Here is a 16,508-nt window from a genome sequence, read left to right on the forward strand (position 1 = left end):
CTCGATGTGTTTAAACCTCCAGCAGGCTGAACACGCCGCCCTGCGGATCCTCGAGGGTGGCGATGGTGCCGGCGTCCTCGGCCTCGTCCGGTTCAATCAGGACGGTGCCGCCGGCGGCTACGGCTGCTGCGACCGCCTCGGGGACACTCGACACCCCGAAGTACACCTGCCACCCCGGCTTGAGCGTGCCTTCCGCGTCCGCCGGGACCGCGGCGATCCCGGCCACCTCCGCACCGTCCACCATCAGCGTGGTGTACTTGCCGCCGTCGTCCTGCGGGTATTCGGTCACGTCGTGCCCGAACAGCTGCTGGAAGAATCCGACGGCGGACTGCGGCTCGGGCGTCAAGAGTTCGGCCCAGGTCAGGGCTCCGGGTTCACCGCCACGGGTGGTGCCGAGGTGGCTTCCGGCCTGCCAGGCGCCGGTGGTGCCGCCTCCGGGCGGGGCGAAGAAGACCATGACACCGGTTTCGCCCACCGCTTCCGGACCAAACTCGAGGGTTCCGCCGGCGTGATCAAGGCCGGCGGCGAGCTCGGCGGCGTCGGGGGACGCGAAGTACACGTTCCACTGCGGCGCGGCCCCGGCGGCCTCCTGCTGCGGGTTCTGCGGCGCGATGACGGTGACCAGGTCGTCGCCCAGGAACGCCTGCGCGTAGCTGCGCCCGTCCGGGGTGGGCAGGTCCACGTAGCGCCAGCCGAACACCGCGGCATAGAAGGCCTTGGCCGCCCCGACGTCGCTGCTCTGGAGGTCCGTCCAGCAGACCTCGCCTTCGGTGAATCCCGTGCGCATGGTCATGGCAATCCTTCCGGAATATTGTGGTGCGGGCCGGGTGGTGCCGGCAGCTTCAACCTAGCCTGAGGGTCGGGGCCCGGACAACTGCGCGGACACTCCGCGGCGCATGGCCGGGCGGAATATCCGGGCAGCAGAAAACCCGCCGTCCACGCCCGTAACGGGGAGTGGCCGGCGGGCCTGAAATCACGTGGTCGGCAATCCGCGAGCGGAACAGCATGCCGGAAAGAAGTGTCGACTAACCTATCCGACGGGAATCTACCTCGTCGTCGTCCTCTTCCACATCGTCCGCGTACTTATCCACATAAGCCGAATAATCCGGCTCAACGGGCTCACTCGAGAAACGACTCGGTGCACGACCCTCAGAGCTCTTGAGCTCACGCTGAAGCGCAGAGTAGTCAGTGTTCGGGGAATAGTACTTAATATCCCGAGCCTGCTTGGTAGCTTTTGCCTTTTGACGGCCGCGCCCCATGGCGTGACCCCCTTTTGTACTCGGACCGGAGGTGGTCACCATTGGCGATCGGTGAGGCCCCGGAATGTTTGGTCAATTTGTCGTACACCTAGATTACATGCTTTCTGCTGCAACTGCTCCCCGGGTCGGCCGCTGTGGACAGTGTTGCCCGCGCCGCAGCCCCGGACGGCGCCCCGGCGGCATGCGGCGCACGCGGCATCTTAGATAGAGTTCCGTAGTGGACTTCCGGAAACGGGTCCTTCCGCCGGGCGTCCAGCCGCGGCAAAGACGCACGAAAGTGGTGAATTCTCAGTGACCGAAGAGAACGAAAGGCCCGGCGGCGCCGGCATGCCTGGGGTTCCCCCTGCCGGCGGACCCGGCGGACGGTCTGCCCCCGCCGTGCCGTCTGCCGTGCCCCCGAAGCCTTCGACGCCGCCGACCTCCGCGACGCCGGTTGTCCCGCAGGCCGCTCCCGGCAAGCCCCCGGTCGGGCCGCCCGTTGCCCAGCCCGCGGCGCCGTCCGCACCGCCGCCCGTCCGCCCCTTCGTACCGCCGGTCAACCGGCCCGACGCCGGGCAGCCCGGCTCCCGGCGTTCCGGCAGCGCCCAGGGCGCTCCGGGAGCCGCAGGCGGCGCCCTCGCAGGGGCTGGCAAGGCGGCATCGGAGAAGGCCTCGCAGCTGGGCGGATTGCTACGCCGCCAGAGTCCGGCACGGCTCGGCGCCGCGGTGACCGCCGTCGTCGTTATGGGACTGCTGATCTGGTGGCTGACGTCACTCGGCGGCAGCAAGCAGACAGTCGCGGATACCTCCTCCGCCCCCGCCGGCACCACGACGTCGTCCGCCCCCGCGAGCCGGGGGGCCCTTCCGCTGGAGGGCGTCGGCCCGCTGGACTTCCAGGCGGGCGACTGCTTCAAGGATTTCGACCCGGAGGCACCGGAGTCCACCATCGTGGATTGCACCACGGGGCACTCCGCGCAGCTGATCGCGATCGAACACTACGCGGCCGCCGACTCCTACCCGGGACGGGATCCGCTCAAGCAGAAGGCTTTGGACGCCTGCAAGGCCGCACCCCTGACGGACAAGTCTGCGGACTACGTCTTGAGCTACAAGCTGGCCTACCCGAGCTCCGCGAGCTGGGACAACGGCGACCGGCGGGTGGACTGCTACGTCACCGCGGATACCGGGAACGTCATTATGGAATCGCTGGTTCCCTAAGGCGTTCCCGCAAGGATTCTGCACAAAAAGAAACTGCCAGCCGGAGCAAGATCCGGCTGGCAGTTCTTGTTTAATGCTGCGGGGTCCTACCGCAGCGGGGTCCTACTCCTTGCGCCGGACGGAAAGCCCGCTGCCGGCGGAAGCGCCGCCGGCGGGCCGGTCCGAGGCTTCTGTGCCGCCCACGGTGAGCTCCATGAGGTCCGGTTCGGTATCGACGAGCACTGTGTCGCCGTCTGTGATGTCGCCGGCAAGGATGGCCTTGGCCAGCCTGTCGCCGATTTCGCGCTGCACCAGACGGCGCAGCGGCCGGGCGCCGTAGGCCGGATCGAAGCCCGTCACGGCGAGCCACGACCGGGCCCCCTCGGTCACTTCCAGGTTGAGCCGGCGGCCCTTGAGGCGTTCGCCCAGCTCCTTGACCTGCAGCTCCACGATCCTGGACAGCTCCTCGATGCTCAGCGGGTCGAACAGCACCACTTCGTCGAGCCGGTTCAGGAACTCGGGCTTGAAGGAAGCGTTCACGGTGGCCATGACGGCGTCGCGCTTGGCGGCGGCGTCGAGCGTCGGGTCCACCAGGAACTGGCTGCCCAGGTTGGATGTCAGGACCAGGATCACGTTGCGGAAGTCCACGGTGCGGCCCTGGCCGTCGGTGAGGCGGCCGTCGTCGAGCACCTGCAGGAGGATGTCGAAGACCTCGGGGTGGGCCTTCTCCACCTCGTCCAGCAGCAGCACGGAGTACGGCCGGCGGCGGACGGCCTCGGTCAGCTGGCCGCCCTCCTCATAGCCCACGTAGCCGGGAGGCGCCCCGACGAGCCGTGCCACGGAATGCTTCTCCGAGTACTCGGACATGTCGATCCGCACCATGGCGCGTTCGTCGTCGAACAGGAAGTCGGCCAGGGCCTTGGCGAGCTCGGTCTTGCCGACGCCGGTGGGGCCCAGGAACAGGAAGGAACCGGTGGGCCGGTTGGGGTCGCTGATCCCCGCGCGGGCGCGTCGGACCGCGTCCGAGACCGCGGTGACAGCCTTGGTCTGGCCGATCAGCCGCTCGCCCAGCACGTGTTCCATCTCTAGCAGCTTCTGGCTCTCGCCCTGCAGCATGCGGCCGGCGGGGATCCCGGTCCAGGCGGAAATCACCTCGGCGATATCGTCCGCGGTGACCTCTTCGGCGACCATCAGGTCCTGCTTGGCCCCGCCGCCGGCCACCCGGGCGGACTCCGCCTCCGCGGCTTCGTTGAGTTCCCGTTCCAGGGCGGGAAGTTCGCCGTACAGGATCCGGGAGGCGGCCTCGAGGTCGCCTTCGCGCTGGAACTTCTCGGCGGCGGAGCGCAGTTCGTCGATCCGGGCCTTGAGGTCCCCGACCCGGTTCAGGCCAGCCTTCTCGGCCTCCCAGCGGGCGTTGAGCCCCGCGAGCTCCTCTTTCTTGTCCGCCATGTCCGCCCGGATCGCGGCCAGCCGCTCCACCGACGCGGGGTCGGTCTCGTTGGCCAGCGCCAGTTCCTCCATGGTCAGGCGGTCCACGGAACGGCGCAGCTGGTCAATCTCCTCCGGAGCGGAATCGATCTCCATGCGCAGCCGGGAAGCGGCCTCGTCCACGAGGTCGATCGCTTTGTCCGGAAGCTGCCGCCCGGAGATGTAGCGGTTGGAGAGCGTGGCGGCGGCGACGAGGGCGGAGTCGGCGATGGCGACCTTGTGGTGTGCCTCGTAGCGTTCCTTGAGCCCGCGCAGGATGCCGATGGTGTCCTCCACGCTGGGCTCGCCGACGTACACCTGCTGGAAGCGGCGTTCCAGCGCCGGGTCCTTCTCGATGTTTTCGCGGTACTCGTCCAGCGTGGTGGCGCCGATCAGGCGGAGCTCGCCGCGGGCCAGCATGGGCTTGAGCATGTTGCCGGCGTCCATGGAGCTGTCCCCGGTGGCGCCGGCGCCGACCACGGTGTGGATCTCGTCAATGAACGTGACGATCTGGCCTTCGGAGCTCTTGATTTCCTCCAAAACCGCCTTGAGCCGCTCCTCGAATTCGCCGCGGTACTTGGCGCCGGCCACCATGGACGCGAGGTCCAGGGCGATCAGGGTCTTGCCGCGCAGGCTCTCGGGGACGTCGCCGGCCACGATCCGCTGGGCCAGTCCTTCGACGACGGCGGTCTTGCCGACGCCGGGCTCGCCGATGATGACGGGGTTGTTCTTGGTGCGGCGGCTCAGGACCTGGATGATGCGTCGGATCTCGGCGTCGCGGCCGATCACCGGGTCCAGCTTTCCGGAGCGGGCAATCGCGGTGAGGTCGGTGCCGTACTTCTCCAGCGCCTGGAAGGAGTTCTCGGGGTCGGCGTTGTCCACCTTGCGGTCGCCGCGGACACCCGGCAGGGCGGCGAGCAGGGCCTCGTGGGAGGCGCCGGCGTCGCGCATCAGCTTTCCGACGGCGTCGCTTCCGGACGCGAGCCCCAGCAGGAGGTGCTCGGTGGAGACGAAGCTGTCGCCGAGCCGCTCGGCCTCATTCTGGGCATTCTTGATGGCCTGCAGCGCGGTGCGGGACAGCTGCGGCTGCTGCACCGAACTGCCGGAGGTGGAGGGCAGGGCCTTGATGGCGGTGCTGGCCTGGACGCTGACGGAATCCGGGTCCGCCCCGGTGGCGCGGAGGAGGGCGACGGCGACGCCCTCGCGCTGATCCATCAGCGCCTTGAGCAGGTGGGCGGGTTCGAGCTGGGGGTTCCCCGCCGTCGAGGCGTTCATGGCGGCAGCCGCGAGAGCCTCCTGGCTCTTGGTGGTGAATTTGGCGTCCAAAGAGAGCTCCTTCCGGGAACATGCTGGTGTTAAAGTTGAGTGTACTCCGCTCAACTTTGCATTGGGTCCCTTTGGGTCCATGTTTGCCCACGGCGAAATGACTGTCTAGTGCCGGAGTCCCCGCACGGCGCCCGGCGCACAGCCCGGGACATGCCACACACACTGAGCCGGCCCCAGGACTGGACATACCCTCCCCTGGCGTCCGCCACCGGACATGGTCCCACTATGCCCATTGTTCGAGCCCAGAACTGGACGTGTCCCGTGCATCCGGGCGCGAAAAATGAGCATGCCCGCCGGGTGCCGCGAGGGATGAGCATGTCCCCTCGGGGCCGGAGCGGCGATTGGGCATGTTCCGCGGAAATCACTTAACGTTGCTTAAGATTCGGCGGCCTCCCTACTGTAACTGAGGTCACAGGAACACAAACCGACGCGAAGGAGGGCCGGACATGCAGGACCACGCCACAAGCGCCACCCTGGGCGGCCGGGTGCCGCCGGTTTCGGCCGCCGCTGTGGCCCGGGCGGCAGGGGTCTCCTCCGCCGCGGTGTCCTACGTCCTCAACGGCAAGAGCGGAGTCTCGCCGGAAACCCGGCGCCACATCATCCACGTGGCAAACGAGCTGGGCTTCAGGCCCCGTAAGTCCTCGCAGTCCACCGATGCCCAGCGCACCCGGGTGATCGGCCTCATCCTGCCGAACATCATCAACCCCATGTTTCCGAGGTGGGCCCAGGGAGTCATTTCCGCTGCAGCCGAGTCCGGCTACGAGGTGTTCGTCGCTACCACCCAGGACGACCCGGACGTGCTCGCCCAGGTCACGTCGACCCTCGCGAACCGCAACGTGGACGGCATCATCCTGGCCGCGTCACTCCGGGACGACGCCACCGCGCTCCGCACCCTGAGGGCCGCCCGGATCCCGTACGTCTGCCTCTCGCGGCGGGCCGACTTCCTCGACTCCGACTTTGTCGGGATCGACGACGACGCCGCGGCGACCACGCTGATGCAGCACATGCTGAGCCATGGTTTCACGGAGATCGCCACTGTGATCGGTCCGCGGTTTTCCACCGCGTCCCTGGCCCGGGAACAGGCGTTCGTCCGCACCGCCGCTGCCGCGGGGATCAGCATCAGCGGCGACCGCAAGATCAGCACACGGGTCAACAACGAGGGCGGACGGCTGGCAGCCGAGCGTTTGTTCTCCGCGGAGACACCGCCGCAGGCCGTCGTGTGCGGGAGTGACGAACTGGCCATCGGCGTTATGGAACACGCCCTGGCCCAGGGACTTCGGATCCCGGAGGACGTCGCCGTCGCCGGCTGCGACGGACTCCCGCACAGCCGATCCGGGCTCATCAACCTGACCAGCATCGTCCAGCCCCAGCAGGAGATGGCCCACGAGGCCTTCGCCATGCTGCTCAGACGCATCGAAGCCCCCTCCGGCACGTACAGCTCAAAGGTGTGCCCGCACCGCCTGCATATCGGGCGCACCTGCGGCTGCACCCCTCCAGCCCGCTAGCCCCTCCCACGCACCACACCCAAGGCCAGCCACCCTGGCTCCTGCCCTACTGCCCTGCTGCCCGGCCTCCGGGCTGCCCGAACCGCCCATCCACCTGCCCTGACCACCAATTCAAGGACGAAGACCCATGTCAGTTGTATCCGCACCAACGAAGATGCGCACACCAAAGGAAATCAACGGTGTGATCCTCCGCAGAGTCATGCCGCTCCTCATCGGCGCCTACATCATGGCGTTCCTGGACCGCACCAACATCGGCATGGCCAAGGACCGGCTGGAGATTGACCTCGGCATCTCCGCCACCGCCTACGGCATCGGCGCCGGGCTGTTCTTCCTGACCTACGCCCTCTCCGAAATCCCGTCCAACCTGATCATGCACAAGGTGGGCGCGCGTTTCTGGATCATGCGGATCATGATCACGTGGGGCATCATCTCCGCCTGCATGGCCTTCGTGCAGGGCGAATGGTCCTTCTACATCATGCGGATGCTGCTCGGCGTCGCCGAGGCGGGGCTCTTCCCCGGCGTCATGTACTTCCTGACCCAGTGGTTCGTCGTGAAGGACCGCGCGAAGGCCAACGGCATGTTCCTGCTGGGCGTGTCCATTGCCAACATCGTCGGCGCACCGCTGGGCGGCCTGCTGCTCACCATGGACGGCTTCGGCGGCCTGCACGGCTGGCAGTGGATGTTCATCATCGAGGGCCTGCCCGCCTGCATCCTGGCCTACGTGGTCTGGAAAAAGCTTCCGGACCGCCCCACCCAGGCAACGTTCCTCACACCCGAAGAAGCCATGGACCTCGAAGCCCGCATCGCCGCCGAGGAGAAGGCGGGCGCTGAAGCGTCCGGCAACCACCGCCTCCGCGACATCCTCAGGGACAAGCAGATCCTGCTCGTGGTCGGCATCTACTTCACCCACCAGATCGCCGTCTACGCGCTGTCCTACTTCCTGCCCTCCATCATCGGCACCTACGGCAAGCTCAACCCGCTGCAGATCGGCCTGCTGACGGCCATCCCGTGGATCTTCTCTGCCGCCGGAGCCCTGCTGATTCCCCGGTTCGCCACCGACGGCCGGCGCTCCCGCCTGCTGGTCACAGGAACGATGATCGGCATCGTCTCCGGCTTCGCCCTCGGCGCCGTCGGCGGTCCCCTCCTTGGCATGATCGGTTTCTGCCTCGCCGCCTTCAACTTCTTCGCCCTGCAGCCGATCCTCTTCACCTACCCGGCCACCCGGCTCACCGGCGCCGCCCTCGCCGGCGGCATCGCCTTCGTCAACACCATCGGCCTCTGCGGCGGCTTCCTGGGCCCGTACGTGATGGGCATGATGCAGGACGCCACCGGCTCCAAGCTCTCCGGGCTCTGGTTCATCGTGGGCATGTGCATCATCGGCGCCCTGCTCTCGCTCATGCTCAAGCGCGGCACCGAAAAGCCCGAGCTCGCCCCCGCCGCCCACTAAGCCACGCCGACCCGACACTCCTGCTGACGCGCGCCAGACGCGCGGGCGTCAGCAGGAGCAGTCCACCGCTCCACCAACGCAAGGAAACGTCATGGATTTCAGCTCAAAAAGGGTGCTGGTCACCGCCGGAGCCAACGGCATCGGCCTCGCCATCGCCACCAAGTTCCAGGCGCTCGGGGCCGCCGTCTTCGTCACGGACATTGACCCCGACGCCGTCGAGAAGGCCCGCGTCAACGGCCTCGCCGCCGCTGTCAGCGACGTCTCCGACGAGGACCAGGTCCGCGAACTGATGGCCCTGGTCCAGTCGGAACTGGGCGGACTGGACGTCCTCGTCAACAACGCCGGCATCGCGGGACCCACCGGGCCTCTCGAATCGCTGGACACGGCCGCCTGGAAGGCGACCTTCGACGTCAATATCCACGGCCAGTTCTTCTGCATCAAGCACGCGCTGCCGATGCTGCGGCAGGGCAGCGAAGCCTCGATCGTGAACCTCTCCTCCGCCGCCGGACGGCTGGGCATGGCCGGGCGCAGCGCCTATTCGGCGTCGAAGTGGGCTGTCATCGGGCTGACCAAGACCCTCGCGATCGAACTCGGCCCCGACCGGATCCGGGTCAACGCGATCTGCCCCGGCGCGGTCAACGGCCCCCGGATCGACGCCGTCATCGCGGCCAAGGCACAGATGCTGGATTTGCCGGCGGACCAGGTCTCCGAGCTCTACCACAACCAGTCCTCGCTGGGACGGCTGATCGAAGCCGAGGACATCGCCAACATGGCCGCCTTCGCCGCCAGCGACATGGCCCGCAACGTCAACGGCCAGGCCCTGGCCGTCGATGGCAACACCGAGAAACTCTACTGATCCGGCCCGCCCGGAAAATTCGGCCCACTCTAGGAGACCTCCCATGGCTGCTTCACGCAAAGTCATCATCACCAGCGCCGTCACAGGCGCCATCCACACCCCGTCCATGTCCCCGCACCTGCCGGTCTCGCCGGATGAGATCGCCGACGCCGCCATCGGCGCCGCGGAGGCGGGCGCCGCGATTGTGCACATGCACGCCCGCGACCCCCGGGACGGGCGGCCGTCCCAGGACCCGGAGCACTTCGCCCCGATCCTGGACAAACTCAAGCGGAACACCGACGCCGTCATCAACATCACCACCGGCGGCTCGCCGCACATGACCGTGGAAGAACGTATGCAGCCCGCGGCCCTGTTCAAGCCCGAGCTCGCGTCCCTCAACATGGGTTCGATGAACTTCGGCCTCTACCCGATGCTGGACCGGTTCACCGAGTTCGGCCACGACTGGGAGCGGGAAGGGCTCGAGAAGAGCCGCGACCTGGTCTTCAAGAACACCTTCCAGGACATCGAGACCATCCTAGGCATCGGCAACGAGAACGGCACCCGCTTCGAGTTCGAGTGCTACGACATCTCGCACCTGAACAATCTGGCGCACTTCCACGCCCGGGGCCTGGCCAAGGGCCCGCTGTTCGTCCAGTCCGTATTCGGCCTGCTCGGCGGGATCGGCGCCCACCCGGAGGACCTGATGCACATGCGCCGCACCGCGGACCGGCTCCTCGGCGACGACTACCAGTGGTCGATCCTGGGCGCCGGCAAGAACCAGATGCCCCTGGCCACCATCGGCGCCGCCATGGGCTCGCACGTCCGGGTCGGGCTGGAGGACTCGCTCTGGATCGGCCCCGGACAGCTCGCAACGTCCAACGCGCAGCAGGTCACGCGGATCCGCACCATCCTCGAGGCCCTCAACTTCGAGGTCGCCACCCCGGACGAGGCCCGCGAAATGCTGCAACTCAAGGGCCGCGACAAGGTCGGCTTCTAAGCGCATGAGCATCCTCGTTGCCCCGGACAGCTTCAAAGGGACCTTCACCGCCGTCGACGTTTCCCGGCACATCGCGGCCGGGATCCGGTCCGCCGGCGGTGAGGCGATTGAGCTGCCGGTGGCCGACGGCGGCGAGGGAACCTTTGACGTGCTCGTCCGGGGTCTGGACGCCCGGCAGGTCAGCGTCAGCACCGTCGGGCCGTGGGGCGACGCGGTCACGGCGGCGATCGGGCTGACGGCGGACGGGACCGCCATCGTTGAACTTGCCGCGGCCAGCGGTCTCAATCTTCCCTCCAGCCGGGGGCGGGATCCGCTGGCTGCCAGCACCTACGGTACGGGTGTGCTGATCGCCGAGGCCGCCCGGCTGGGGGCACGCCGGATCCTGGTGGCATCCGGCGGGTCCGCCACGACCGACGGCGGCGCCGGCGCCATCGCTGCGGTCGAGGAACTCGGAGGGCTCCGCGGCGCGGAGGTGGCGGTCCTGAGCGACGTCACCACCCGGTTCGGCGATGCCGCGCGGGTCTTCGGGCCTCAGAAGGGCGCCGGCCCGGCCGCCGTGGACATGCTCACCGACCGGCTCGAGCAGCAGGCCCTGGCGTTCCTCCGCGAGCACGGCCGTGACCCGCGCACGGTTGACCGGACCGGGGCCGCCGGCGGGTTTTCCGGCGGGATGTGGGCACGCTACGGGGCGACACTGGCCTCCGGCGCGGACTACGTGCTGGACCTCCTGGACTTCGAGCAGCACCTCGCCGGCTGCAGCGCGGTCGTGGTCGGAGAGGGCCGGCTGGATTCACAGACCGGCCAGGGCAAGATCATCGCGGCCATTCTTGCCAGGCGCGGCACGAAAAGCGTCTACGCCGTCGTGGGGTCCGTCCACGAGGACCTGGGCGACTATGCGAACAACTTCGCCGGCGTGATCGTGGCGAGCGACGCGGCCGCGATGACACGTGCGGGCGCGGCGGTCGCCGGGGCCTGCCTTGCGGACACGACAGGACATGCCCTCCGTTAGCCGCAAGCACTGGACATAGTGCCAATATGTCCGCTCTTCGGGGCCAGGACTGGACATGCCCCCAAAGATTGGGCCGCAAGAGTGGGCATGTCCCCCCGGCACCTTCAAGGGCGGACTGCACCCATGACTGGACATGCTCAGCGTCCGCGACGCCGGCCCCGTTAAACCATTTCGGCGGCCGGCTCCCCCAAGGAGCCGACCGCCAATTAATGGGGCTGGTCCCATGTCGGGAGACCAGCCCGGAGCGGTCGGGGGAACCGCCCCTGCAGGGAAACTTCGCTGTTTATGCATCTTGTCACAGATGTGACAGATTTGTCACGCGATATTTTCGGCGTTTCCGTGGGTAGTCTTTTGACCATGGATGAGACAGCAGCAGCGCAGCACCACACCACCCAGTCCGTCTTCCTGGACAAGGCCCACCCCGCCGCCTGGCGGGCCCTCAACGGGCTGGGCCTCAAAGCCAAAGAAGCCGCGGATGACGCCGGCCTGGACCAGACCCTGATCGAACTGCTGAACGTCCGCATCTCGCAGATCAACGGCTGCGCCTACTGCCTGGACCTGCACGTGGGCGACGCCGTGAGGAACGGCGAAACCGCCCAGCGCCTCGCCGTCCTCCCGGCCTGGCGGGACACGGACCTGTTCACCGAGAAGGAACGTGCCGCCCTGACCCTGGCCGAGGCCATCACCAACATCTCCGACGCCCGCGCCCGCGAGCACGAGGGCGCCACCGCCCGGAAACACCTCACGGACGCGGAGTTCTCCGCCGTCAGCTGGCTGGTGATCGCCATGAACGCGTTCAACCGGGTGTCGATCGTCAGCCAGCACCCCGTCCGCAAGGGCCGCGGCGAGCCCGGCACCTCCGGCCGCCGTCAGGCCGGGTAGATCGCCACAGCCGCCGCTTTGACCACGAAATAGACCTCTAGGCCGGGAACCAGGCCGAGGTCCGCGGAGGCAGCAGGGGTCACGTCCGCGGACAGCTCGCCGGCGCGGACCCGGATCTGGTCGCCGTGCGGCTCCAGGTCCGTGACCGTGACCCGGAACGAGTTCCGCGGGCTGCCGTGCGCCTCGCTCAGGAAAACGGACACGGCCGACGGCGGGAAAGCCGCCACGCCTGCCTGCCCCGCGACGAGCGGCGCGTCGTGCTGACCGGCGAACTCGAGCCCCTCGGCGGACCGGATGCCGGCGGGCGTCACGGTCCCGGACACCAGGTTCAGCCCGGCCAGCCCCGCGGCGAAGCTGCTGCGCGGCCGCCGGAGGACCTCACGGGTGGGGCCGTCCTCGGTGATCCGGCCCTCCTCCATCACGATCACCCGGTCCGCGAGCATGTAAGCATCCAGGACATCGTGGGTGACAATGATGGCCCGCCGCCCGGCCAGCACGCGCTTGAGCAGCCGCCGCAGCAGCGGAGCCGCATGGATGTCCAGGGCTGACAGCGGCTCATCCAGCAGCAGCACCTCGGGATCCACGGCCAGGGCACGCGCCGCCGCCACACGCTGCGCCTGACCTCCGGACAACTCCCCCGGCCGGCGGTCGGCGAGGCCGGCGGCGTCGACCTCGGCCAGCCAGTGCCGGGCGGCCTCCCGGGCCTCCCGCTTGGGCACCCCCGCGCTCCGCGGCCCGAAGGCGACGTTTTCGAGTGCGCTCAGGTGCGGAAACAGCAGCGGATCCTGGGCCAGCAGGGCAGTGCCGCGGCGGTGCGGCGCGGTCCAGGTGTGCACGCCTGCGCCGAGCTCAAACAGCACCCGGCCGTTCACCTCGGACCGGCCGCTGTCCGGGCGGACCAGTCCGGAAATCACGGAGAGCAGGGTGGACTTTCCCGCCCCGTTCGGGCCGAGCACCGCAACCGTCTCGCCCGGCGCCAAGCTCAGGGAGACCTCAAAGCGGCGGGCGGCGAGGGCGGCGTCGAGAGTGAACGTCATGCCGCCGCCCGCTCTGCTTGGCCCGCGCTGCGGGCCGTCCTGCTGCCGGACCCGGCCGGCGCGGGTCCCCGGTACGAGAGCCCGACGACGACGACCGCCACCACGACGAGCAGCAGGGACAGCGCGACGGCGGCGTCGGCGTCGGTCTCCCGCTGCAGGTAGATTTCCAGCGGCAGCGTGCGCGTGACTCCCTGCAGGCTTCCCGCGAAGGTGAGCGTGGCGCCGAATTCTCCGAGGCTCCTGGCGAAGGAGAGCACGGCGCCCGAAGCGAGCCCGGGCAGGACCAGCGGCAGGGTGACCCGGCGCAGCACGGTGGTGGGGCGCGCGCCGAGGGTGGCGGCCACGGCCTCGTACCGGCTGCCGGCCGAGCGGAGCGCCCCTTCGAGGCTGACCACGAGGAACGGCAGGGCCACGAACGTCTGCGCGAGGACCACCGCCGTCGTGGAGAACGCGATCTGGATGCCGGCGATTTCAAGGCTCCTGCCCAGGAGGCCCTGGCGGCCGAAGGCGTAGAGCAGCGCGATGCCGCCCACCACCGGGGGCAGCACCAGCGGCAGCAGGACGAAGGAGCGCAGCAGCCGCTTGCCGGGGAAGTCGCCGCGGGCCAGCACCAGCGCCAGCGGCACCCCGAACAGCACGCACAGCACCGTGCTCGCCGCGGCGGTGCGGAGGCTCAGGCCCAGGGCCGTGAGGGACGACTCGGATGTGATGAGCGGGATGAACTGCGGCCAGTTGACCCTGGCCACCATGCCCACAAGCGGCAGCAGCACCAGCAGCGCCCCGACGGCGGCCACGGCCACGACCCAGCGTGGAATCCCGCTGTAGGAACTGTCTCTCCGGCGTTTCATGCGGCGCCTAGGGGGTTCCGAAGCCGGCGCCGCTGAGGAGCCGCCGGCCGTCGGGGCCAGTGACCGCCGCGATGAACGCTGCAGCGAGCTCCTTGTTCTTGCTGGTCCGCACCGCGGCGATGGGATAGGTGTTGACGGCCTGCGCGGCCTCGGGGAAGGGGATTTCCTTCACTTTGTCTCCGGCGGTCCTGACGTCCGTGACGTAGACCAGCCCGGCATCGGCCTCTCCGGAGACGACCTTGCCCAGGACGTCGGTCACGGACGATTCCTCGCTGACCGGCTGCAGTGTGGTGCCGGTTTTCTGCTCAAGGGTCTTTGTGGCCGCGCCGCACGGAACCTGGGCCGCGCAAATGACCACTTTCATCCCCGGCCTGGCGAGATCCGCGAAGGAGGTGATGGACGCGGGGTTGGCCGGAGGCACGGCAATCGTCAGCACATTGGTGGCGAAGTCCGCGGCTTTTCCTTCCACCAGCGAAGCGTCGGAAAGCTTCGCCATGTTCTTGGTATCGGCGGAGGCAAACACGTCCGCCGGCGCGCCCTGGCTGATCTGGGTGGCGAGGTCGGCGGACCCGGCGAAGCTGAGCGTCACGGTGGTTCCCGGGTGCGCTGCCTCGAATTGACCGGCGAGCGCCGTGAAGGGGGCCTTGAGGGACGCCGCGGCGAACACGGTGAGCGACTTGCCGCCGTCCGCGGCGCCTCCGGGTGTGCCGCAGCCTGCCAGGCCGGCGGCAACGATTCCTGCCACCACCACGGCGGCGGCCTTGAGCGCGGGTCTCATACGACGCCCTTGCCTTTGGGCGTCTCGATGATCACCGTGGTGGCCTTGACGACGGCGGTCGCGACCGAGCCGAGCTCCAGGCCCAGCTCCCGCACTGCCTCGCTGCTCATCAGCGACACCACCCGGAACGGCCCGCATTGCAGCTCCACCTGGGCCATAACGGTGTCCGCGGTGATGGCCGTGACCAGGCCGACGAAGCGGTTGCGGGCCGAGCTGCCAGCCCGGGCCGGATCATCCGGAAGCTGGGCCTGCTCCCGGGCGAGCCGTGCCAGTTCCAGGCCGTCCACAGCGAGCCGCCCGGCGTCGTCCTTGTGGGCGGTCAGGCTTCCGTTCTCAGTCCAGCGCCGGATGGTGTCATCGCTGACCCCGAGCAACCGGGCCGCCTCCGAAACGCGAATATTAGGCATGCGGCAACTCTAACCCGCATTTGCGGAGTGGGAGCCGCTTCTCCCCCGCAGATTCGGAATACGCTGCCCGGCGCCGACCCGCCGCTTACCTTCACGCGCTCTATCCCCGGCGTCCCCACCGGACCTAAAATTTCCGCGAGGGGTGGAGCCGCGGTCACCGAGGAGCACCGCCGTGAAGTGGATTACACCTGTTGACCCGGGCTACGACGAATCCCGGACTTTGTTCAACGCCATGATCGACCGCCACCCGGCGGTGATCGCACCCTGCGGTGACGCCGCCGACGTCGCCGAGGCCCTGCAGTATGCACAGGACAACAGCCTGGCTGTTGCTGTCCGGGCCGGCGGGCACTCCGTCGCCGGCATGTCATTGAACGACGGCGGCCTGGTGATCGACGTTCGGCCGATGAAGTCCGTCAGTGTAGACCCCGCGGCCCGCACGGTCACAGCCGGCGCCGGGCTGACGTGCGGGGAATTCGACCGGGCCACCCAGCAGCACGGCCTCGCGCTCACCGGCGGCCGCGTCTCCACTACGGGCCTGGCCGGCTTCACGCTGGGCGGCGGCTCCGGCTGGCTTGAGCGGGCCTTCGGCTTTGCCTGCGACGACCTTATTTCCGTGGACCTGGTGACCGCTTCCGGGGAGCAAATGACGGCCAGCGCGGCGGAGAACCCCGAGTTGTTCTGGGCACTGCACGGCGGCGGGGGGAACTTCGGCGTCGCCACGTCCTTTACGTTTGGCCTGCACCGGCTCGGCCCGACGGTGCATGCGGGCCTGATGCTGTGGCCCGGCGACGCAGCTCAGGAGATCAGCCGCGGCTACCGGGAGCTGGCACTGGCGGCGCCGAATGAGGAAACCGGTGCCATCATCTACCTGACCGCCCCGCCCGAACCGTTCGTGCCGCCGGAGATGGTCGGCAAGATGGCGGTCGCCATCGTCTACGTGTACGCCGGGGACGCGGCGGAGGGCGCCGAACACGCGAAGCCCTACCGCGCGCTGAAGCCCTCCGTGGACCTCCTGGAGGACATCGGATATGCCGATTTCCAGTGCTCCCTGGACGACCCTCCGGGCAAGTACAACTACTGGAGCGCGGACTACCACGACGAACTGTCCGACGACGCCCTCGACATCATCGTCGATTCCGCCCGGAACCTGCCCGGACCGAGTTCGCAGCAATTGATTGCCCACTGGGGCGGGGCGGTGGGTGGCCCGGCCGCGGCGGCGACCCCGCTGCAGCACCGGAACGCCAGCTGGGTGACACACCCCTTTGGCCTGGGTGACACCCCGGAAGGCGGCCAGGAGGCGAAGGCCTGGGTCAAAAGGTTCCGCCAGGACATCGCGCCGTACGCGAATGGCGGCGTGTGGCTGAACTTCATCGGCGACGAGGGCCAGGACCGCGTCCGCGCGGCCTTCGGCGAGGAGAATTACAGCAGGCTGGCCCGGGTGAAATGGGAGTTTGATCCGGAGAACACTTTCCGCGGAAACCAGAACATCCGGCCAGCCGCGGCCTGATCCGCGTCCTGATGCGCGGGCACGTCCCGCA

General features: G+C 68.6%; 15 protein-coding genes. 8 read left to right on the top strand and 7 right to left on the bottom strand.

Annotated elements, in window-relative coordinates; translation table 11 throughout:
• Positions 1-10: 10 nt before the first annotated feature.
• A complete protein-coding gene (locus AC1DF4_RS09940; protein WP_476912741.1) occupies positions 11-793 on the bottom strand; it encodes a VOC family protein in 783 nt (260 codons plus the stop codon).
• A 232-nt stretch (positions 794-1,025) separates the two neighbouring features.
• On the bottom strand, positions 1,026-1,259 hold the full coding sequence (locus tag AC1DF4_RS09945) for a DUF3073 domain-containing protein (protein ID WP_082492711.1): 234 nt from the start codon (positions 1,257-1,259) through the stop codon (positions 1,026-1,028).
• Positions 1,260-1,550: 291 nt separating this feature from the next.
• On the opposite strand from AC1DF4_RS09945, the gene AC1DF4_RS09950 reads away from it, so the two are divergent.
• The gene (locus tag AC1DF4_RS09950) at positions 1,551-2,453 is read left to right on the top strand and encodes a hypothetical protein (protein WP_476912742.1); all 903 of its coding nucleotides are present in this window, start codon (positions 1,551-1,553) and stop codon (positions 2,451-2,453) included.
• Between the two features lie 102 nt (positions 2,454-2,555).
• Here the strand turns inward: AC1DF4_RS09950 and clpB are convergent, their stop codons facing one another.
• A complete protein-coding gene (clpB, locus tag AC1DF4_RS09955) occupies positions 2,556-5,225 on the bottom strand; it encodes an ATP-dependent chaperone ClpB (protein WP_476912743.1) in 2,670 nt (889 codons plus the stop codon).
• A gap of 446 nt (positions 5,226-5,671) precedes the next feature.
• Between clpB and AC1DF4_RS09960 the strand changes: the two genes are divergently transcribed.
• From AC1DF4_RS09960 to AC1DF4_RS09985, 6 genes are all read left to right on the top strand, one after another.
• A complete protein-coding gene (locus AC1DF4_RS09960) occupies positions 5,672-6,730 on the top strand; it encodes a LacI family DNA-binding transcriptional regulator (protein WP_476912744.1) in 1,059 nt (352 codons plus the stop codon).
• 127 nt (positions 6,731-6,857) lie between these two features.
• Positions 6,858-8,177 (top strand): MFS transporter, encoded by a 1,320-nt coding sequence (locus tag AC1DF4_RS09965; protein WP_476912745.1) that lies wholly within the window; start codon positions 6,858-6,860, stop codon positions 8,175-8,177.
• A 91-nt stretch (positions 8,178-8,268) separates the two neighbouring features.
• Positions 8,269-9,033 carry an SDR family oxidoreductase gene (locus tag AC1DF4_RS09970; protein WP_476912746.1) on the top strand — a complete coding sequence of 255 codons (765 nt, stop codon included), beginning with the start codon at positions 8,269-8,271 and terminating at the stop codon, positions 9,031-9,033.
• 43 nt (positions 9,034-9,076) lie between these two features.
• A complete protein-coding gene (gene kce, locus AC1DF4_RS09975) occupies positions 9,077-10,009 on the top strand; it encodes a 3,5-dioxohexanoate:acetyl-CoA acetone transferase (RefSeq protein ID WP_476912747.1) in 933 nt (310 codons plus the stop codon).
• Between the two features lie 4 nt (positions 10,010-10,013).
• Positions 10,014-11,018 carry a glycerate kinase gene (locus tag AC1DF4_RS09980; protein WP_476912748.1) on the top strand — a complete coding sequence of 335 codons (1,005 nt, stop codon included), beginning with the start codon at positions 10,014-10,016 and terminating at the stop codon, positions 11,016-11,018.
• Between the two features lie 357 nt (positions 11,019-11,375).
• Positions 11,376-11,900: a carboxymuconolactone decarboxylase family protein gene (locus AC1DF4_RS09985; RefSeq protein ID WP_476912749.1), complete on the top strand. Its 525-nt coding sequence runs from the start codon at positions 11,376-11,378 to the stop codon at positions 11,898-11,900.
• Here AC1DF4_RS09985 and AC1DF4_RS09990 read toward each other — a convergent pair.
• From AC1DF4_RS09990 to AC1DF4_RS10005, 4 genes are read right to left on the bottom strand one after another with little or no spacing between them, the layout of a single operon-like run.
• Positions 11,888-12,937 (bottom strand): sulfate/molybdate ABC transporter ATP-binding protein, encoded by a 1,050-nt coding sequence (locus AC1DF4_RS09990; RefSeq protein WP_476912750.1) that lies wholly within the window; start codon positions 12,935-12,937, stop codon positions 11,888-11,890. The two genes, AC1DF4_RS09985 and AC1DF4_RS09990, sit on opposite strands and share 13 nt — an antisense overlap.
• Positions 12,934-13,785 (bottom strand): ABC transporter permease, encoded by an 852-nt coding sequence (locus AC1DF4_RS09995; protein ID WP_476912751.1) that lies wholly within the window; start codon positions 13,783-13,785, stop codon positions 12,934-12,936. Before AC1DF4_RS09995 ends, AC1DF4_RS09990 begins: the two co-directional genes overlap by 4 nt.
• A gap of 7 nt (positions 13,786-13,792) precedes the next feature.
• Positions 13,793-14,563 (bottom strand): molybdate ABC transporter substrate-binding protein, encoded by a 771-nt coding sequence (gene modA / locus AC1DF4_RS10000; protein ID WP_476912752.1) that lies wholly within the window; start codon positions 14,561-14,563, stop codon positions 13,793-13,795.
• Positions 14,560-14,970, bottom strand: coding sequence for a TOBE domain-containing protein (locus tag AC1DF4_RS10005; protein WP_476912753.1), 411 nt, complete (start codon positions 14,968-14,970; stop codon positions 14,560-14,562). Before AC1DF4_RS10005 ends, modA begins: the two co-directional genes overlap by 4 nt.
• Positions 14,971-15,142: 172 nt before the next feature.
• On the opposite strand from AC1DF4_RS10005, the gene AC1DF4_RS10010 reads away from it, so the two are divergent.
• Entirely contained in the window at positions 15,143-16,477 is a 1,335-nt protein-coding gene (locus tag AC1DF4_RS10010; protein ID WP_476912754.1) for an FAD-binding oxidoreductase, read from the top strand.
• The last annotated feature ends 31 nt before the right edge of the window (positions 16,478-16,508 follow it).

Source organism: Arthrobacter sp. 05N429 (genome assembly GCF_056397045.1).